The organism is Paenibacillus sp. 19GGS1-52, from assembly GCF_022369515.1.
Classification (GTDB): domain Bacteria; phylum Bacillota; class Bacilli; order Paenibacillales; family Paenibacillaceae; genus Paenibacillus_AQ.
In genome coordinates this window covers 2,653,435-2,673,616 of sequence record NZ_CP059724.1, presented here as the reverse complement: position 1 = coordinate 2,673,616, position 20,182 = coordinate 2,653,435, and the positions used below count along the sequence as shown (strand labels likewise).

The following is a 20,182-nucleotide window of genomic DNA, read 5'->3' as shown; positions in this document are numbered from 1 at the left end:
GACTCCAAATTCAAGAATTTCTAGCGTTTTGCTAGAGTCGCAGGAGTTATTTTAGGAGCATTAACGATGATTTATGGAAGTGGAATTCCACATATCTTCTTTTCTTGGTAACATGCAGTTAATATTAGTCAATTGGATGTGTAAATATAAAAAATAGGACTGTGAATAATCACGAGTCCTATATTCCTGTATTTTTTGCTAAGAATTGTTACTATTTATCAGTCATGTTCCCCTTCTCTTTTTTAGATTGATAAAAGGCTAGCCCCCAAACTAAAAAAACTAGAGGTATAAACACATACCAAGGCAAAGTTATAACATCACCTATAAGAAAAGAAATAACAAGTAAAATCACTATCAGGATAATAGAATATAACATTCCTCTTCCAAATGTCTTCAATATAATCACCTCCCACTATAAATTAATATTTTCTCTTGTTTGCTCACTCGTTCTCAAGTTTTCATCCATTGACAGATTGAGAGCTGGAGAGCTGGAGAAGTCATGTAAGGATGACATTATTTTCTGACAGAGCTGATGGCGGGAATAGAGGTTGGGGATTGATCCCCAACCCACGGATACGTTCTATGATCGCATCTTGGATATCCACACCTGTCTCTTGACGGCTTACCCTTACATGTCACGCGGGGTCTTTGCCCTTACAATCCTTCGTTCGGCCTCTCAAGAGGTGGATGCCGTTTCTTGCTCCTTTACAGAGTTGTTGCCCTTATAGATTAGTTTCCTGCGGCTGCTTCGTGCTTCCTTTGTCTTCCTGCCAGTTCTGCATCCGTCTTTGCACCTGCCCGAGGTTCACCATGATCTTCACGCGAAGATTCATGAGAATCCGCAAATCCGCATAGATGTTCGTCGGCAATTACGGTTCGCTGTACTCCCCGTTTCGCACCAAATCGACAATGACTTTTGCATCCTTATAGTCGTTTTTCGTCGGTGAATTGTCTTCCAGTTCTTTGCTTTTGTGTACATGATGCGGATTGACAATGACCCTACTATTCTTCAATAATCCATTCTACGGGCGCTCCTTTTGAAGGAATACTTTCAATATTTAATGAGTTATGTCTACGATAATATGCTATTTTATGTTTCCCTTGATGTTCGTATGTGATTTCGAAATATATCCCCCCACATTGTCTTTCTTAAATGGCGTTTTACTCACATCAATTTTCTCAATATTTTCAACCTGCCCTCCAATAGATTCTATTTTATTGTTAATCTCTTTGTTCACAATACCGTCCCATTTATGACTGATAAAAATAAATAGTATAATGCCAATAATCACTATTCCCACAATCAAATATACTTTTTTATTCTTCACATTTGCCTCCTACTTTCTAAAAAAGAAAACTCATCAAAAATCATAAAGTACACTTTCATAATTCCTAGACATGTTAGATGAACTGTTTTTAGTTCCAGGTGTACCTATTCCTGTTCTTAGCTCTCCTGAAATCTCATAATTATTAAAATCATTAAAAGTCCCTGACAATCCCGCAGAATTCCCACCACCTACGTCTACTTCAGTGTCACCATTAAAGTTTCCCGATTTGTTGGAAGTATCCCCCTTACTATAAGTTCCCCCTATTCCAGCTGAGACCTCTGCTCCTATATTTCCAGAAAGCCTTACTTCTGCCCCGAAAGTTAATTTTCCGTCAGAATCAATTTTCAGTTCTACGCCAATACCTGCAAAAAAATCAGCACTAGCTTCTATACTAAAAAATGCTTGTGCTTTCAATCCACTCGGGTCCACATATCTAAGCGGATTATTCACCACATAAACATACGGATTCTGGCTGTCCGGATGGTTAATTCGTCCTTCCCATGTATCTTCGGTGATGAAGCGCCCAATGCTTGGATCGTACCATCTGGCTCGCAGGTTCTGCAAGCCCGTGTTTGTATCCCAATATTCACCAGCGTAGCGGAAAGGATTACTGTACTGGTCTGCCTCCTCGGTGACCTTAGGATTTCCCCAAAGGTCATAGTCGTAGGTGTTCAAGAGCGTCTGATCCTGTTTGTACAGGTTCACGACGTCACCGTGACCGTTCTCCAGATAATAGCCTACCGTACCCCATTGATTTTTCATGCTGATCAGCTGATAGCCCCGCACATACCGGGCCTTGAAGCTAACCGCACTGCCAGAAATACTGCCTTCGGCGATAATATTCTCCCCGTCGTAGTAGAAGCGGGTGGTGCTACCGTTGTTCTTCTCCCGCATCAAGCCATCGCCGTCGTATTTATAGGTGGTGACGACTCCGTTGCGAGTGCCCGATTTCAACGGGTTGGCCTGATCATAGGTATAATCCATCGTGTCGGTGTGCAGGCTCGAAGCCGTCGACAATTGCACCGTCCGGTTACCCTGGACATCATAGCTATACTGTTCATTGGCTTCGCTGCTGGCGATGATCCGGTCCAACTCATCATAGCCGAAAGTTACCGTTTGGCCGTTGGAGGTCCGCTCTGTAATATTCCCGTTGTTATCATAGGTATAGCTGTACTGGTTCAGGATCGTGCTGCCTTTCAGATGTTTCATGCCTGTCAGACGACCAAACCCATCTTCATATAAATATTGGGTAATTAGGCCATTGCCATAGGTGATGGTATCCAGCACGCTGCCGGTATACGTATATTGGGCTTGCGTAGCTTCAGCGCCGGTACTGCTTTCTTTCAAAGAGACCTTCGTCATGCGGTCATCATTGTCATACAGGTACAGCGTGATCGCTCCAAAAGGGTCGGTCATGCTCTTACGTGTGCCGGATTCGTTATATTCGTAGAGTACCTTCTTGCTGTCCGGATACGTCACTTTACGCAGCGTGGAATCCCGGTTGCACTGGTACTGTGTCGTGCCGGTCTCATCCGTCATCGACTTGCGCAACCCATTCTTATAATAGGTGAAGGTCGCCGTCACGCCGATGCAACCCAGCCATAGTTTCATGCGGCGATTTGAGCTTACATTACAATGCGGTCAATCGAAACTTCTACTCCTTCCATGTTCAGTACCCAATCGAAATTTTTTAACGAATTCCGGACTATATTAGAGGGCAAGGTGGCTGTCCTTACAATGTTGCCTTACCTGAATATATTGATATGAAAAACTTCATTTCCCTACCTCCCAGTATTTAGTAATCACTTTTGTTAAGTTATACCATTTCTGTGTATATCGTTTTTCTCATCTTGTGATTTCACCATACTTCAGCACCCCCACCGCTATTCTTGTCTTTAATAGAATATCCTACAGTAGGTTTAGTAGTTGAGTGTGAGTTTCCGTGTACTTTGAATTTGAAAAAACGCAAGAAAGCGAAGATAACAAAAAACAGGTTAATCATGGTGCTGTCTGACCATAATCTACCTGTTTCGTGTAACGCTTTAGCGTTAATTAGTTTATACTCATCAAGCATTTACGTACGTACAAAGGAAATCAAAAAATTCTTGTAGCGGTATTACATGGGGTAAGTTTGAAAAGCATAAAGCCAATCAAGGTTAATGAAATTTTAGCTCTCTTAAGTAATGAAACTTGCACGTTTAAAATTAATTAAATCAGGATCTACATTCACTAGCATATCCTCGAACTCTTCCCATCCATTTTGCTTTATAAAATTCGCTTCATTAAATGTAATTGGTATTAGCCACGCTTGAATTATCGATACATCACCAACACCATCAAATGTATGAAATGAATCTGGGAAATAAACTGGCATTGTAACATATAATGCTTCTAATTCTGAGCCTTCAAATAATGTCCCATATGGCCCTATAACATCTCCTCTTAAATAGGCATTATTATTTTCATTGCCTCTAACCCCACTTGTTGGAGAATGCCAGGTATATTCTCATCCCCAAAAGTTGAATATGAAACAAATATTAACTCTTGCCTAATCTGCTTTTTTGAAACGGAAGATACTAACTTCTCGTTACTCAATCCTAAGGTTGAATAAGTTACAGAACCAGTAAAGGGTCCATCACTATACTTTACTACTTGAAATGGCATTTCATTACCTGTGCTATCTTCACTCCAACCATATTCAATCTTGCCTAAATGATCTTCCAAGAATTCAGTATATTTTTCCACAAAAACTCAATCCCTCCTATTTCCTTTTTGATTACAAGCCAGACATTTTAATCTACTACTTTTTTGGTAATTATTTATAACTTCTTTCTTGTAATATTGGATGGGAATTTCCTATTTGTCCATGCCGGAGTATGATCAATATCCCAATCTCTTTTTTGCCCGGAAAATGACTTCACTTTCATTTCAGCATTACATGTAGGACATAGATGCGCTAACCGGCATGAAGCTAGTCAAGGTATCTAAAATTAAATATTGTAACTATATATGTCCTTTTCATTAGAAAACATCTGAAGAAGGTAGTTATGGAGCTCATTAATATCTACTTTCTCATGGTCATAATTAATAACTCAACTTTCGCACCTGGAATATTGTCTTAAACCCTTGAGGGCGTAAGAAGAATTCAATACTTTTGTTGCTATTGACAAAAAACACCTTACTTGTTTGGTATCATGGAAGTGTCGAATCAACCATGCCAACAAGAAAGGTGCGTAACCCTATGTTACAACAACATTCCCTGTCTGAACAGTCTCGCTTTTCCAAACTTTTTGTCACTCTCCATATCGGGAAAACCTTACGACACGCAGGTATTTCCAAATCCTTTGGTCTTTCGAGTCTCGCGGTTTTTCAAATCGTTTTCTCTTTAGTCTTCGAAGGTAAGAACTGGTTTCGACTCCTAGAGAGTGACCGTGGAGCAGATCTTCCAGGCAAAGATGTTATCTATCGGTTTTTAAATCAAGCTTCTTTTGCTTGGCGGCGCTTCTTGCAGACCTTAAGTCTTCGCATTGTGCTCTATTTCGAATCGCTTATTTCATCTTCGCGTGTACGAGTATTCATCGTTGACGATTCCGTGTTGAGCCGAAACCGTAGTAAAAAAGCAGAGTTACTGGCACGAGTATTTGACCATTCCACGGGCAAATTCATTAAAGGCTACACCCTGTTAACGTTAGGCTGGTCGGACGGGTTTAGCTTCGCTCCGCTTGACTTTGTCATGCTTTCTTCGGCCAAGCTGGCCAATCGTATTTGCGAAATGGCTTCGAATCTCTCGAAACGCAGCGCCGGGTACAAACGTCGAATGGAGGCTTTTTCTCGGAAGCCGGATGCCGTTGTCGCCTTGCTGGAACGGGCTTTGAAAGCGGGATTCACTGCCGACTATGTGCTTATGGATAGCTGGTTTACCCAAGTTCCACTCCTTCGTCAGCTCACCGGCAAAGGCCTTGGTGTGATTGGCATGGTCAAGGAAATGAAACAACACTATCTGGTTCAAGGAACACGAATGACGCTGCGTGAAGTCTTTCAAAGCCTTCCCAAATCGAATGCCAAAGACATTAAAGGCTCTGTCATCGTACAGACGACCTGCGGTCTACCCGTGAAACTTGTTTTTGTGCGCAACCGAAATAAAAAACGAGAATGGCTCGCGATTTTAAGTACAGATGTGACGCTAGATGCAGCTGAAATCGTACGAATCTACGGCATGCGCTGGAGTATAGAGACCTTTTTCAAAGTCACCAAAAGTTATTTGAAACTGGGAACCGAGTTTCAAGGTCGTTCCTTCGATCAACTGATTAGCCATACAACGATTGTATTCAGCCGTTATTTAGCGATGGAGTACGAACGGCGTCAATCGAGTGATGACCGAACACTTGGAGGTCTCTTTTTTCTCTTCGCGGATGAAGTCCGCGATCTGGATTATCAGACCGCCCTCCAGCAACTCATGAATTTATTTCTTGAAATGTCCCAAGCCAATACTAAGAAGAACAAAACGTCCGTTTTTTGTCAACTAGAGGAATGGATCTCTAGTTTACCCAGCTATATCAAGGGTTTGTTTAGAGATTTGAGCTGCGAAAGTTGAGTTAATAACAATAACAGAGGTACAATTCAATATCTCAGTCGCCTCTACATTCAGAGTTATTTCTATACGATTGAGTGCAAAGTAAAATTTCAAAATACCACCGTATAACGACTGCGACTCATCATTATAAGTAATATGAATCTTATCAAATCTTTCTTCAAAATCTTCTTCACTAGAATTTAGAGTTTTTTGCAACAAAATATACTCTTTTGTATCAAACTCATCATCAGTAAACCCAATCATTAGCACATCAATTTCTTCATCGACTTGTGCATATAGGAAATTTGCATTCATTTCTGTATTCATTTTTACCTCCGTTTCTTATTCCTTATTGTTTGCCGACCATCTCTGTGTTAGTCCATTCTGCCTCCATGTCTCAGATAACTGACGCTTCTTGTCATACACTCGACAATAGCCATCCTCCTGACGTTGATGTTTAGCGTTGTAATAACGAGTACCTTTGAACATCCGTAGCTTACGACCCTTCGTTGACATCGTGAACAAGTCCTTCAATGGAACGGGAATGTCAAATGCAACATCACACCGCACGAACAACACCTGATTGGAATATTCTCGGATTTGTTCGAGCCAATTACGGAAGTAAACAAGCGATTTCGGAAAGACTTCAATTCTTAGCGTGTTCTTTCGAGTTTTCGGGGCAAAGACCAACTTTTAGGAGATGTGCATGAAGTATTCTCCCGTATTGATTTTGATTCGGTATTGAAATTCTCTGTCCCCCCTGTGTCATGCTAGTTGTCGTACCTCTCAATAGTATGTAAAGTAGATTAAAAGAGAGACTGAGGTGGAGCGACAATGGCTAGATACAGTGACGAACTCAAACATAGGATTATGCAGCGGATGATGCCCCCAAACAATGAATCGGTGAGTCAGATCGCAAGGGACAGCGGCCTCGGGGAAGGCACCTTGTATAAGTGGCAGAAGGAAGCCCGGGCGACCGGTGGCGTTTTCCCTGGTGGTGAAAAGGAAACAGAGAAGTGGAGCACCCGAGACAAGTTCGCCATTGTTGTCGAGACAGCCACACTAAGTGAGATCGAATTGTCTGAGTACTGTCGAGCAAAAGGTCTGTTTGTTGAACAAATCGAAGCCTGGCGTGACGCCTGTATGCAAGCCAACGGAGGCGTTGCTGAACAAGCCACCCGGCTGCAAAAAGAACTACGTAACAAAGAACGAGAGAACAAGAACCTTGCCCGCGAGTTAAAACGAAAAGAGGCCGCCTTAGCCGAAACCGCTGCCTTACTGGTGCTTCGAAAAAAGGCCCGAGCGATTTGGGGGGACCCCGAGGACGAATGATTCCTGCCTCAGATCGTCAAATCGCCATCACCCTTATCGGGGAAGCCGTACAGGCAGGAGCAAGAGAAAGAAAGGCTTGTCTAGAGCTCTCTTTGACCCAACGAACGTTACAGCGCTGGCGTAGTGAGCGAACGCCGCTCGAAGATCAACGACCCCATGCCATTAAGCGAGCGCCTTCTCATCAACTCAGCGAACCCGAAGTACAGCAGATTGTTTCCGTAATCAATCAAGTGGAATTTAAGAGTTTACCACCCAGTCAGATTGTCCCTAGACTCGCAGATCAAGGGATCTATCTCGGTTCCGAGTCTACCTTTTATCGGGTCATGCACAAGTATCAGCAACAGCATCACCGTGGGCGTAGCCTAAAGCCTACCTCTAAACCTCTGACTAGCCACTGCGCCACCGCACCCAATCAAGTCTGGATGTGGGATATTAGCTGGTTGCAGGGTCCGATCAAAGGCGTGTTTTACTATCTCTATCTCGTGCTCGATTTATACAGTCGTAAAATCGTAGGCTGGGAGATTTGGGAAGAAGAATCCTCCGAATATGCCAGTCAGCTCATGCGGAGAACCGTGTTGAGTGAGCAATGTGCCGTTCGAAAAAGCCCGCTCATTCTGCATTCGGACAACGGTAGTCCTATGAAAGGCGCGACTCTGCTTGAAACGTTATACAGTTTGGGCATTATTCCATCCCGCAGCAGACCGCGAGTCAGCAATGACAATCCCTATGCGGAATCTATTTTCAGAACCTGTAAATACCGCCCAAACTACCCTCTCAAAGGCTTCGGATCAAGGGATGAGGCACGGGAATGGACCCTACGATTTGTCCGTTGGTACAACACCGAGCATCGCCACAGTGGGTTAAATTTCTTAACCCCCAATCAAAGACATTCAGGTCTTTCTGAAGAAATTTTTGAGAAGAGAAAGCACGTCTATGAGGCAGCAAAAGCGAAAAATCCTAGCCGTTGGTCTGGAGAGACACGCAACTGGAAACTGAATGAAAAAGTATGGCTCAATCCTGAAAAAGACGGAGTTATGGACACCGATGAAGAACAATTAAAATGACTACATACATTCTATGAAATCACGACAACTGTCTTGACAATTACCGTGTCCCCCACCGTCATCCTGACCCCGTAGAAATGGCAAAATCGTTTATGGAATTCGTTGAAGAAGTCCCAATACACGTCTGAAAAGTCAATGACAATGCGGTCAATGGATACAGTGACCCCTTTCATGTGCCGCCCCCTCCCGAATTTTTTGGTGAATTTCGGGCTTAATTAGAGGGCTGGTGGCTAGCCTTTAACACATGAACTTCCCGTTATAAAATGTTCAGTTACGTCCTGACAATATAATAGTCGGGCTATCCCTCCGATTAGTTGCGATTATTCTTTTGGCTTAGATTGCCTTCCACCTTCTATATCACAGTAGGGTATTCTACCGTTGCTATAAATTTGAAATAGCAATTCTCCTCACAAATTCTAAGAAAGTTATTTAAGATTTCGTTACTACTTATTGAGAATACTCTTCAAACTCTTTTTTTCTTTTTAAAAAGATACGGATAGCAGTATCTTCCCGTTCAATAAGTTCTGTATAATGTTCCTCTTCTTGAGCAAGTTCTTTATATCCCCAAATAGCATTTAAATGCACACCCTCAGTAAAACCATAATATTTATGGTGCCATTCATATCGTAATTCACTATCAACTATTTCAAATAAATCAGCAGGATGCCAAGATGGTAAATCTAAATACTTATCCATAGTCAAATAATTTAATGTTCCCTTCCAAATTGCAATTCCATAGACTGGATACTCATTACCTATATTCAATTGAAATATAGTAGTTGAAAAATGAATTATTTTTAATGTTTCTTCAGGTAAATCTTTACCAGCATTATATATACACTTAACTATCATAAATTTATTATTACTCCTCTCATTTAAATTTAAAGTCATCAAATTCGGCAGAATTTTTGTAATATGGATAGTGTATTTCTGCTAAAGGATTAGATACTAGCTCCTTCGTGACCTTAGGATTTCCCCAAAGATCATAGTCGTAGGTGTTCAAGAGCGTCTGATCCTGTGTGTACAGGTTCACTACGTCACCGTGACCATTCTCCAGATAATAGCCTACCGTACCCCACTGATTTTTCATGCTGATCAGCTGATAGCCGCGCACATATCTGGCTTTAAAGCTAATGGTACTGCTAGAAATACTGCCTTTGGCGATGATATTCTCCCCGTCATAGTAGAACCGGGTGGTTCTGCGTTGTTCCTCTCCCGCATCAAGCCATCGCCGTCGTATTTGTAATCCATCGTGTCCGTGTGTAGGCTCGAAGCCGTCGACAATTGCACCGTCCGGTTACCCTTCACATCATAGCTATACTGTTCATTGGCTTCGCTGCTGGCGATGATCCGGTCCAACTCATCATAGCCGAAAGTTACAGTTTAACAGTGGAGGTCCGCTCTGTAATATTCCCGTTGTTATCATAGGTATAGTTGTACTGGTTCAGGATCGTGCTGCCTTTCAGATGTTTCAGTAGTGTCAGACGACCAAACCCATCTTCATAGGCATACTGGGTAAAACCTTGAAAGGCACGAAGCCAATCAAGGTTGAAAAATTACTTTGTCCAGTAAACAAAAATGTTGTTATATTCCTGCCTCTCAATACACAAACCAAAACAAAACTGACGACCTACAACTATTAAGTCGCTAAAATCCTTTGAGAATTCAGTGAAATCTAAAATAGATTCAATATTGAGGTAAATGTCATTTAATTTAGTTGTAATCGCTCCTATATCTCTATCTTTATCAAAAAGTAAATAAGCTGTTTCGTTAAGAAAGTTGTCAAACACCGGTTTTACAGACATCAATTTATCGATGGTTACCACAGTACCTTTTGACAGTTTTTCTTGTTGAGACGAATTATCGTCTATATATTGGTATACCAGTTCCTTTATTTCCTTCGTCTGTTCTAATCCTAGAAAACTATCAAGCGATAAATTGGGGGAAATCTGATTTAGCTTTTTTACAATATTCTTTCTTTCATTTCTTAATCTTAATTCTAAAATCTTCTGATTTCTCTCCTCTTTACTCATTACGAATGAATCACCTACCTTTTTTTAAATCCTTTTGAAATCTTTGACCTCGAAATTGTAGACTGTCGTTTGCCGCGTCTCTTTCTCGATCTCGGTGATGGCCAGTTTGTATTGTTCCGTTAGATAATTGCTCTTTATGTTGAACTGGATTATCAACGAACAAATAAACTTATCTTTACTAGATTTCTGCGAGTTGTACAGTTTGAGTACAGGCCCAAGATAGCATAAACGCTGCAAGATATTTTATTATTCAATCTGAAACGTTTCGAATATAAAACTGAGAAATTTATCGTCTTCGTCTTTTATTTCTCAATTCATGGGCTGCAATATCAATTAAGACGAAAAAGACATAACCACATAAACTAATAATTAAGAAAGCCCTATTTAGTTCTACGTACTCGTTAAATGATAAGATTTTCATTAAATATATTAGAAAACAATACAATAAACAGAAATATAACCAAAACTGAAAAATAATTGATAACAGTGGAACCTTGTTTTGGAATCTCCGGAAAAATAAAATATTGCTTAGCCAAAGTGGAATATAAACACGAATAAATCCATCTCCTCTCTTCGCTACCATCGAAGAAGCAATCCACAATATAGAAAATCCAGAAATAATAGTACCTAAACCCTTTAACAAAGTAATCATACTCACCCTTCCGTACTGATGCATAATTCCCGGTACATTGAGTAGGCTTCTATCAAGAAGTTTATTTAATCCAACTTCATTAACTTCAAAGTATTCAGAAGACCAACCCTATCCCTCGTTTATATAATGGGTTATCAGGGCTATTGCCTTAAGTGAGTGACTTAGCCTTCAGAGCTCCTGAATTCCCCCTATATCATCCGCTTATCCACTTTACTTTAGAATTGAAGTCATTTATCATGATTGCATTTTCTTTTTCATCTTTAGCTATTAATATGAATTCTCCAATGTACTTTTCACTATAAAATTGAAGTTTGAATTCAGCTAAAAGTTGCTCTACTTCATGATATCTTTTGTTCTCTATGTCTAACGTAGGATGTATTCTTGTTGAACTCTTATCATTTGTCCAATCTAAAAATAACTGATAGGATTCAATCTGTAGTGAATATTCCTCAATTGAAACAGGTCTTATCAAATACAAATTTGACCATTCATCGTTCACGTCATCAAATACTCGTTCAAAACAATGAACAGTACCATTAAAATCAGCAAATCCAGCTTTTGGCCCGTCCCACCAATCAGTAATAAAATATACCGTTTGAAACTCATCTACTGGATTCTCTCTCTTCATAGGTTCACCTCAAAACTCGATTTAACTACTGTTTATTTTACTACCTTTGCTATAATTAACTTACTCTTCATCTTAAAAGTTGCGTTTCTTGTCCTACTCATCCTCATTATAATGAAGTAGCCTAACTTAGGGTTTCAACAGAATTGAAAATCCATGAGAAAGCGAAGATAACAAATAAACGGTTAATCATGGTGGTAGCTGACCATAATTGACCTGTTCAATGTACGCTAAAGCGTCTTTAGTTTATACTTTTTTGCTTTACATACTATAACTAGCCATTTAGGGCATTTATCTAATTAGAATAGCCAGTAATAGATTGAATAAATCCTGATTCGGCCTTCATTAGAGCATTAATCGTTCCAGTAATTTTAACTACAATTAATTCGGCTTCATCCTTGAAGATTTCAATATTTCCCCTGTAATCTAATGAACTGGAGTTAATTGTAATTTCTTGTACAGCCGACAAGTCAATTCTTACAGCAACAGTATTGTTGCCTAATTCCACCCATTTCTTGGGCGGACGTTCGGCATAATAAGGCATGTCAAATTTAACTGCAACAATACGTCCTTCATCGTGGATGTTTACTTCAGCAATACGAACGTCCTCAAGTTCAGGTACATGTGCATACAAACTTACTAGAAAATTGTTCATTCCCAAAACTTCATACCACATTTCTTAACCACCTCTATTTCTTAAATGGATAATGTTCCTGCGTACATTTGAATCTTTAATTACATGTCCGCCTTCATGTTGTGCTGAGCGCATGTCCACTTTATTTAACGCTTCAGGGCGTTGACTCCTCGGTATACCTGCATCTCTTTTTGCTTGATTCAGAGCACCGTTACGACTAACATCACCCAAACCCCAAGATCAGATACAAAGTAAGAGTTGAAATTTTTGACTTCAAAATTGTATACCGTCGTTTGCTGCGACGCTTTCTTGATCTCGATGAGTTGTAAGGTTTGAGTACAGGTCCTAGATAGCATAAATGCTGCATGATATTATATTATTAACTCAACTTTCGCAGCTCAAATCTCTAAACAAACCCTTGATATAGCTGGGTAAACTAGAGATCCATTCCTCTAGTTGACAAAAAACGGACGTTTTGTTCTTCTTAGTATTGGCTTGGGACATTTCAAGAAATAAATTCATGAGTTGCTGGAGGGCGGTCTGATAATCCAGATCGCGGACTTCATCCGCGAAGAGAAAAAAGAGACCTCCAAGTGTTCGGTCATCACTCGATTGACGCCGTTCGTACTCCATCGCTAAATAACGGCTGAATACAATCGTTGTATGGCTAATCAGTTGATCGAAGGAACGACCTTGAAACTCGGTTCCCAGTTTCAAATAACTTTTGGTGACTTTGAAAAAGGTCTCTATACTCCAGCGCATGCCGTAGATTCGTACGATTTCAGCTGCATCTAGCGTCACATCTGTACTTAAAATCGCGAGCCATTCTCGTTTTTTATTTCGGTTGCGCACAAAAACAAGTTTCACGGGTAGACCGCAGGTCGTCTGTACGATGACAGAGCCTTTAATGTCTTTGGCATTCGATTTGGGAAGGCTTTGAAAGACTTCACGCAGCGTCATTCGTGTTCCTTGAACCAGATAGTGTTGTTTCATTTCCTTGACCATGCCAATCACACCAAGGCCTTTGCCGGTGAGCTGACGAAGGAGTGGAACTTGGGTAAACCAGCTATCCATAAGCACATAGTCGGCAGTGAATCCCGCTTTCAAAGCCCGTTCCAGCAAGGCGACAACGGCATCCGGCTTCCGAGAAAAAGCCTCCATTCGACGTTTGTACCCGGCGCTGCGTTTCGAGAGATTCGAAGCCATTTCGCAAATACGATTGGCCAGCTTGGCCGAAGAAAGCATGACAAAGTCAAGCGGAGCGAAGCTAAACCCGTCCGACCAGCCTAACGTTAACAGGGTGTAGCCTTTAATGAATTTGCCCGTGGAATGGTCAAATACTCGTGCCAGTAACTCTGCTTTTTTACTACGGTTTCGGCTCAACACGGAATCGTCAACGATGAATACTCGTACACGCGAAGATGAAATAAGCGATTCGAAATAGAGCACAATGCGAAGACTTAAGGTCTGCAAGAAGCGCCGCCAAGCAAAAGAAGCTTGATTTAAAAACCGATAGATAACATCTTTGCCTGGAAGATCTGCTCCACGGTCACTCTCTAGGAGTCGAAACCAGTTCTTACCTTCGAAGACTAAAGAGAAAACGATTTGAAAAACCGCGAGACTCGAAAGACCAAAGGATTTGGAAATACCTGCGTGTCGTAAGGTTTTCCCGATATGGAGAGTGACAAAAAGTTTGGAAAAGCGAGACTGTTCAGACAGGGAATGTTGTTGTAACATAGGGTTACGCACCTTTCTTGTTGGCATGGTTGATTCGACACTTCCATGATACCAAACAAGTAAGGTGTTTTTTGTCAATAGCAACAAAAGTATTGAATTCTGCTTACGCCCTCAAGGGTTTAAGACAATATTCCAGGTGCGAAAGTTGAGTTATTAATATTTAGGGAATTTATCGTCTTCGTCTTTTTCTTCTTAAATCACTGGCAAACTGATCAATTAGAAGGAAAAAGGTATAAACGCATAAATTAAAGATTAAGATATCATAATTTACTGCTACGTACTCCGAAAAAATAAAGTTTTGCTTAGCCAGGAGGGAATATAAACACGAATAAATCCATCTCCTCTCTTCGCGATAACTGAAGATGAAATCCATAATATTGTATACCCGCCAAATATATGATAAAAAATTTTAACAAATTAATCATACTCACCCTTTCCCTATTTTGGTATTTTACTCTACATAAAGAAATAATTAGTGACAAATTTAAAATACATAAAGGAAGACGCTCTATATATTTTTTAAACGTCAAATAGCCCACATCATGTTATCCAGATGTGAGCTTAAACAAGAGAAAACTGTTTGGCGAACATTTCATACTGCTCCAGAAGCACCTTTATTACCAAATACCCTCAAGCCATTTCATCAAGACGAACGAATTGCAGGTTTCTTATTTGCAGTTGATTTAACACTTCTTCCAAAGCTTGCAGCATAAAATAAGGAGCATTCTGGTCTGCCCCCATCGTCTCACCGCTATCGTGAAGCAACACCACAGATCCATCGGTAATGCGACCTAACAATGTTGACTGCAACTGGGTCTGACAGACCCGACTGTTCCAATCGCCCGCCTTCAGCGACCATAGAACAATCCGATACTGCTTGTAACGGAAGAAATCAAATATATTGATTAATCCCCAAGGTGGGCGGTAATGATTGGGTCTAATTCCGATAATCGACTCTATAATATCAGCGGAGCGATCTAGATGTTCACGCTTGACGGTGCTGGGCAACATCATCCAGTTAGAAGTATGACAATAATTATGAATGCCAATCTGATGGCCTTCCCGGTCCATCCTTCGAATGAGTTCGGGATTCTGTTCAGCTTGCGATCCAAGCACGAAAAAGGTAGCCTTCACTTGATGCAGTTTCAACAAATCCAGTAATTTCGGTGTATAATGCGGATGTGGTCCATCATCAAAAGTGAAGGCCACCTGTTTTTTTACCGTTCCTTTGCGAAAGACTCCAAAGCCTGTCATTCTTGTAATCAAACTTGGAGCAAACATATAAAGAGTGGCAATGCACAGTATTCCTCCTACAAGATATGTAAACATAACTCCCCCTATCCCTTACTTTCCAGACAAATTCTGTTCGGGTGAGAATCGATTTTTCAGTGAGGACCGTGAATGAATCAGCAGCATAGGCACCAGTTGTTCCGTTCGCCGACCAATCCTCTGTCTCCCATCGGGATGCATGGCAGATAGCAGCAATCGAAGATAGAGGGTAGTGATACGTTCAAAGATACCGGACTTCATCATCTGTTGTTCAAAGCCAAGACCGTGCGTCAATCCCCGATGTAGCAGCGTAATACCCAGTAAAGCTTTGACCTGCCTAAACTCAGAGTGCGACTCGAAGGCTTTATTGATTTGCTTCATGGATGTACGCAGCATGCGAGCGGTTCGGAGTGCTGCACGATCCGTACCCTCGGATTGGATCAGCTTAAGGATACTTCCATTATCGAGGTGGAGTTCACCCACCCACTCTCCCTCTTTAATGACAGTAGTGTCCTGACATACAATGGCCTGTCCTCTGTGCTTTTTTAGCATCACACTGCATATGCCAAAGTGCTCTGTATACGATCCCCGAAAATGTGAAAGCAACGAAAAAGCTTTTTCCCACAGCATCCAGACGGACTGCACCGTGGTTTTGCGTATCCTAAAGCCCATATGATCACCTTCCTAATTAAATAAATGCCAACTGCGGCTCGGGGGAATTCCACTTTGCATTCAGAGCATATTGCTGTACGTTCAAGATTTCATTTATCGCAAGCCGGGCAGAGTCTCTATGCATTAGCTTTCTATCCGCTTCTTTCATCTCGCTCAAAATTTCCCGGTTATCCATAAGTTGCTGCAATTGAGACTGCAATGTGTTAATGCTGAGTTCCCAAGCTGCCCCGGCACTGATCAAAAAATCTGCGTTATCCCGTTCTTGTCCATACTGAGGCTGAAAAAGAAGCATAGGCAGCCGGCTTGCCAGCGCTTCAGAGGTAGTGAGTCCCCCTGGTTTAGTTATTAATACATCTGCCATGGCCATCCATTCATGAATGTCATCCACATATCCCTTTATCCGCACATTAGGTCTGTTCTTTAATTCCTCTTTCAGGCGTTTCATTAATTTTTCGTTACGCCCACAAATGATATTGAAATGAATATTTGGCGACAGGGTCTCCGAATTCACTTGATCGATAAAATTCTTGTTAATAATCCCCTCTCCCCCACCCATAACGAGTACACTAAAAGCCGTTGGACTCAGACCACATTTTGCCCGCAATTTCCTCTTGTCCAAAGTCTGGCTATAGGCTGGACGTACCGGGATACCGGTCACAGTAATGATCGTCTTAGATATGCCCCTTCGCTGCAGGGCTAAACGTACCCGCTCAGAACCCACCAAATAGAGATTAGTATGCGAATGTATCCAATAACTGTGGTCAGTATGATCTGTGATAACTGTAACCGCAGGCAAATCAATTAGCCCTTTCGCCTTCAGCAGAGAAATTGCCGCGGCCGCAGGCGGGAAAGTACTGACCAGTAATGTAGGGTTAGCTTCCTGCAGCAGTGTGACCATTCGCTGAATGCTAAATGTACGGAGTTGCTTTAATAACCGGGATAAAGAGTTGTCCATTCGTGTCTTTTGAAACATATAACCGTACAACGCAGGCAAGTGGTTCACCCACTGGTAGAAGCAGTACCGCTCAAAGGTATGTATACGGGGATGTATCCAAGACATAAAATCGACTACTTCCACGACCATTCCCGGTCTATACAGCGCTGACGCCTCCAGCATTGCTCTCGCTGCTTGCATATGTCCATCTCCAAGGGTACCGGACAGGATCAATATTTTTTCGGGTTTCTTTACTTTCATCAACAACTACCTCCCCCTGTACAATATAACTTGAAGCCCATCAGTTACCTTTCAACTGCTATCTTCTTCCTTATTTTCTAATACTACATAATTGAATTTTCTTTTTTCTTACCCAAATCTTACTAAAATCTTAAGTTCTCTTCTTCTATTGGACGCCATACAACAGTCTAACCCTGCTAGGTAGAATTATTAACGCCTGATTTCCTAAATTCTCGTCTTGCCAAAAAAACGCCGGAGCGCATTAGCGCTCCGGCGTTTTTTTAACAACTCAGCATAACCCTAAACTATGCTCTTTGTTTACGAGTAATAACATCGAATATAACTGCCGCGGCTAACACACCGCCACGGATCATATATTGATAAGAAATTCCGACGCCAAGCAGATTCATACCACTGGAAAGTGATGCCATTACAACTGCACCAATAATAGAACCTGTAACTTTACCTACACCGCCGGCAGCGGATACACCACCTACGTAAGCAGCAGCAATCGCATCGAGCTCAAACAAGGTTCCCGCAGTTGTTGTTGCCGATTGCAAGCGGGCCGTAAAGAGGATACCCGACAGAGCGGTCAACATTCCCATGGAGCCAAAGACAATGTACGTAATTTTCTTAACACTAATCCCGCTCAAATGTGCTGCTTCCGGATTACTTCCGACGGCATAAATATGTCGTCCGATTACAGTAGAAGTTGTCAAGAAGTGATAGATAACAACAACGATCATCACAATAACTACCGTCCAGGAGAAACCATTGTAACCTGCTAAAATCCAAGTGATATAGGCAATGATAGCGGAAATAAATACAACTTTTACGGTAAACATGCCATTTGATATTACTTCAAAATTGTAGTGGAGTTTGTTTTTTCGTTTAGAGAATTCAAAGTAAATAAAGAGGACAATAATTAATGCACCAACAATCAGTGAAAGTAAATTCAAATTCCCCACTTTTGCGATTGAAGGTATGAATCCATTACCGATCGCATTAAAATGCTCGTCTTTAACCATGATCGTTCCGGTTTTCTCGGTTACTAGCAGCAGTGCTCCTCTAAAAATCAACATGCCTGCCAGTGAAGCTACAAATGATGGAATCCCCATTTGGGCAACCAGGAAACCATTGAACATTCCAACAACAATACCCAGTACTAGGATGATTGGAATCGTAAGGAATACGGAAACTCCCGCCTGGGTAAGGAGGATCGCCGCGATTGCTCCTAAGAAACCGGCCGCAAACCCGACGGATAAATCGATATGCCGAATAACGATGACTAACGTCATCCCAACTGCCAATACTGCAATATAACCTGTGGCATCAATCAAGTTACTAATATTCCGGGAGGACATAAACAATCCATCAGTCAAGATTGAAAATGTCAGCATAATGACGATTAATGCGATATACATCCCATAATCCCGAATATTAACCTTGATCAACGACTTCGCTTCGTTAAGTATTTTCACCGGTCTTCCTCCTATTGCGTAGCAAGCTTCATTATTTTTTCTTGATCCGCTTCATTTGCCGACAGTTCACCTTTTATTTTCCCTTCAGCCATAACATATACACGATCACTCATACCTAGCACTTCAGACAGCTCGGATGAAATCATGATGATACTCATACCTTCGCTGATCAACTTGTTCATGATCGTATAGATTTCAAATTTGGCTCCCACATCAATCCCGCGAGTCGGCTCATCTAGAATAAGTAAGCTCGGATTAACAAATAACCACTTGCCCAAAGATACCTTCTGCTGGTTCCCGCCGCTTAAATTACCAACGAGTTGCTCAACCGAAGGGGCTTTAACGTTAAGTGATTGTTTGTATTCGTTGGAGATCTTTACTTCTTCATTGTTGTTGATAACTCCCTGCGACGATATCCCCTTTAGATTGGCTACAGAAATATTTTGTTTGATATCCTGAATCAAAAATAAGCCGTCACCTTTGCGATCCTCCGTCACATAGGCAATTCCCGCATTGATCGCATCTTTGGGACTTTTAAAGACTTTTTTGACACCATCCATAAATAATTGTCCCTGCAATTTATAAGCCCGCGGATTGCCAAATATGCTCAATGCCAATTCTGTTCGCCCAGAGCCCATCAAACCAGCAATACCGACGATTTCCCCTTTTCTTACATGAATATTCGCATTTTTCACAATTTCTCGACCCAACTTAGGATCAAAGGCCGTCCAGTTTTGGATTTCCAGCACTTTTCCACCAAATTGTTGATCCGATCGCTTGGGATAGATATCATCAATATCACGGCCAACCATGTTCTTAATAATTACATTCTCAGAGATTTCATTCTTAGCAGCATCCAGTGTACAAATGGTCCGGCCATCACGCAGAACGGTAACTTGATCCGCTATCGCAATGACTTCCTTCAATTTATGGGAGATCATAATGCTGGTTATGCCTTGTTTTTTCAATTCTCTCAGCAGTTGGAGTAAATTCTCACTATCCGTTTCATTGAGCGCAGCTGTAGGTTCATCGAGAATGAGCAGCTTCACATCCTTACTCAAAGCTTTGGCGATTTCTACTAGCTGCTGTTTACCTACGCCTAAATCCTTGATAAGAACCTCAGGGTTCACATTCAAATTTACTTTTTTCAGCATTTCCTTGGCTTTAACAATCGTTTGATTCCAGTCCACCAGAGAGCCTTTTTTCACTTCATTCCCAGCAAAAATATTCTCATAAACGGTGAGGTCAGGAAACAACGCAAGTTCTTGATAGATAATGGCAATCCCTGTTTTTACACTGTCACTGATTTTCGCGAAATTTTGCACCTTGCCTTCAAAGATGATGTCCCCTGAGTACGTTCCATGCGGGTATACACCACTAAGAACCTTCATTAAGGTTGATTTGCCAGCCCCATTTTCGCCAATCAAACAATGAATTTCACCTTTATTCACCTTGAAGTTAACATTGGAGAGCGCTTTGACACCCGTAAATTCTTTGGTAATATTGCTCATTTCTAAAATATATGGATTCATAATTAAATTACGCTCCTTAACAAAACAAGTCATAAGATAGAGGAATAGTGATAGACGTATCTATCACTATTCCGTC

Annotated in this window: 20 protein-coding genes and 2 pseudogenes; 2 read left to right on the top strand and 20 right to left on the bottom strand. The window is 41.3% G+C overall.

Translation table 11 applies throughout. The annotated features are described in order from the left end of the window. Positions 1-211: 211 nt before the first annotated feature. The 6 genes and pseudogenes from H1230_RS12525 to H1230_RS12505 all read right to left on the bottom strand — a co-directional run bounded on the left by H1230_RS12525 (position 212) and on the right by H1230_RS12505 (position 4,073). A complete protein-coding gene (locus tag H1230_RS12525) occupies positions 212-397 on the bottom strand; it encodes a hypothetical protein (protein WP_239715775.1) in 186 nt (61 codons plus the stop codon). A gap of 373 nt (positions 398-770) precedes the next feature. Then, a pseudogene (locus tag H1230_RS12520) lies at positions 771-998 on the bottom strand (IS110 family transposase); the annotation flags it as partial. Positions 999-1,085: 87 nt separating this feature from the next. Then, positions 1,086-1,328: a hypothetical protein gene (locus H1230_RS12515; protein ID WP_239715774.1), complete on the bottom strand. Its 243-nt coding sequence runs from the start codon at positions 1,326-1,328 to the stop codon at positions 1,086-1,088. A gap of 33 nt (positions 1,329-1,361) precedes the next feature. Further along, a complete protein-coding gene (locus tag H1230_RS12510; RefSeq protein WP_239715773.1) occupies positions 1,362-2,939 on the bottom strand; it encodes an RHS repeat domain-containing protein in 1,578 nt (525 codons plus the stop codon). 565 nt (positions 2,940-3,504) lie between these two features. Further along, a complete protein-coding gene (locus tag H1230_RS31610; protein ID WP_481857170.1) occupies positions 3,505-3,759 on the bottom strand; it encodes a suppressor of fused domain protein in 255 nt (84 codons plus the stop codon). Between the two features lie 11 nt (positions 3,760-3,770). Next, positions 3,771-4,073 carry a hypothetical protein gene (locus tag H1230_RS12505; protein WP_239715772.1) on the bottom strand — a complete coding sequence of 101 codons (303 nt, stop codon included), beginning with the start codon at positions 4,071-4,073 and terminating at the stop codon, positions 3,771-3,773. A gap of 496 nt (positions 4,074-4,569) precedes the next feature. Between H1230_RS12505 and H1230_RS12500 the strand changes: the two genes are divergently transcribed. Continuing rightward, complete coding sequence (locus H1230_RS12500; protein ID WP_239714794.1) at positions 4,570-5,922, top strand: IS4 family transposase; 1,353 nt, start codon at positions 4,570-4,572, stop codon at positions 5,920-5,922. Here H1230_RS12500 and H1230_RS12495 read toward each other — a convergent pair. Together H1230_RS12495 and H1230_RS12490 are read right to left on the bottom strand one after the other, a co-directional pair. Next, a complete protein-coding gene (locus H1230_RS12495; protein ID WP_239715771.1) occupies positions 5,872-6,228 on the bottom strand; it encodes an Imm10 family immunity protein in 357 nt (118 codons plus the stop codon). The genes H1230_RS12500 and H1230_RS12495 overlap by 51 nt on opposite strands. A gap of 15 nt (positions 6,229-6,243) precedes the next feature. Continuing rightward, entirely contained in the window at positions 6,244-6,417 is a 174-nt protein-coding gene (locus H1230_RS12490) for a hypothetical protein (RefSeq protein ID WP_239715770.1), read from the bottom strand. A 318-nt stretch (positions 6,418-6,735) separates the two neighbouring features. Here H1230_RS12490 and H1230_RS12485 point away from each other — a divergent pair. After that, a pseudogene (locus H1230_RS12485) lies at positions 6,736-8,297 on the top strand (IS3 family transposase). 11 nt (positions 8,298-8,308) lie between these two features. Here the strand turns inward: H1230_RS12485 and H1230_RS12480 are convergent. The 12 genes from H1230_RS12480 to H1230_RS12425 form a co-directional block, all read right to left on the bottom strand. Beyond that, positions 8,309-8,470: a hypothetical protein gene (locus tag H1230_RS12480; RefSeq protein WP_239715769.1), complete on the bottom strand. Its 162-nt coding sequence runs from the start codon at positions 8,468-8,470 to the stop codon at positions 8,309-8,311. Between the two features lie 274 nt (positions 8,471-8,744). Beyond that, positions 8,745-9,149 (bottom strand): phosphoribosylaminoimidazole synthetase, encoded by a 405-nt coding sequence (locus tag H1230_RS12475; RefSeq protein WP_239715768.1) that lies wholly within the window; start codon positions 9,147-9,149, stop codon positions 8,745-8,747. Positions 9,150-9,168: 19 nt separating this feature from the next. Further along, a complete protein-coding gene (locus H1230_RS12470) occupies positions 9,169-9,387 on the bottom strand; it encodes a hypothetical protein (RefSeq protein WP_239715767.1) in 219 nt (72 codons plus the stop codon). A 466-nt stretch (positions 9,388-9,853) separates the two neighbouring features. Further along, a complete protein-coding gene (locus tag H1230_RS12465) occupies positions 9,854-10,330 on the bottom strand; it encodes a YxiF family protein (protein ID WP_239715766.1) in 477 nt (158 codons plus the stop codon). An 845-nt stretch (positions 10,331-11,175) separates the two neighbouring features. Further along, complete coding sequence (locus H1230_RS12460) at positions 11,176-11,610, bottom strand: hypothetical protein (protein ID WP_239715765.1); 435 nt, start codon at positions 11,608-11,610, stop codon at positions 11,176-11,178. A gap of 292 nt (positions 11,611-11,902) precedes the next feature. After that, on the bottom strand, positions 11,903-12,283 hold the full coding sequence (locus H1230_RS12455; RefSeq protein WP_239715764.1) for an Imm50 family immunity protein: 381 nt from the start codon (positions 12,281-12,283) through the stop codon (positions 11,903-11,905). 342 nt (positions 12,284-12,625) lie between these two features. Then, positions 12,626-13,978, bottom strand: a complete 1,353-nt coding sequence (locus H1230_RS12450; protein WP_239714794.1) for an IS4 family transposase — start codon at positions 13,976-13,978, stop codon at positions 12,626-12,628. A 630-nt stretch (positions 13,979-14,608) separates the two neighbouring features. Next, the gene (locus tag H1230_RS12445) at positions 14,609-15,307 is read right to left on the bottom strand and encodes a polysaccharide deacetylase family protein (protein WP_239715763.1); all 699 of its coding nucleotides are present in this window, start codon (positions 15,305-15,307) and stop codon (positions 14,609-14,611) included. A gap of 15 nt (positions 15,308-15,322) precedes the next feature. Beyond that, positions 15,323-15,919, bottom strand: a complete 597-nt coding sequence (locus tag H1230_RS12440; protein ID WP_239715762.1) for a YkoP family protein — start codon at positions 15,917-15,919, stop codon at positions 15,323-15,325. A 16-nt stretch (positions 15,920-15,935) separates the two neighbouring features. Next, positions 15,936-17,114, bottom strand: a complete 1,179-nt coding sequence (locus tag H1230_RS12435; protein WP_239715761.1) for an MGDG synthase family glycosyltransferase — start codon at positions 17,112-17,114, stop codon at positions 15,936-15,938. Positions 17,115-17,398: 284 nt separating this feature from the next. Further along, a complete protein-coding gene (locus H1230_RS12430) occupies positions 17,399-18,574 on the bottom strand; it encodes a sugar ABC transporter permease (protein ID WP_239715760.1) in 1,176 nt (391 codons plus the stop codon). Between the two features lie 11 nt (positions 18,575-18,585). After that, on the bottom strand, positions 18,586-20,106 hold the full coding sequence (locus H1230_RS12425) for a sugar ABC transporter ATP-binding protein (RefSeq protein ID WP_239715759.1): 1,521 nt from the start codon (positions 20,104-20,106) through the stop codon (positions 18,586-18,588). Positions 20,107-20,182: the final 76 nt, after the last annotated feature.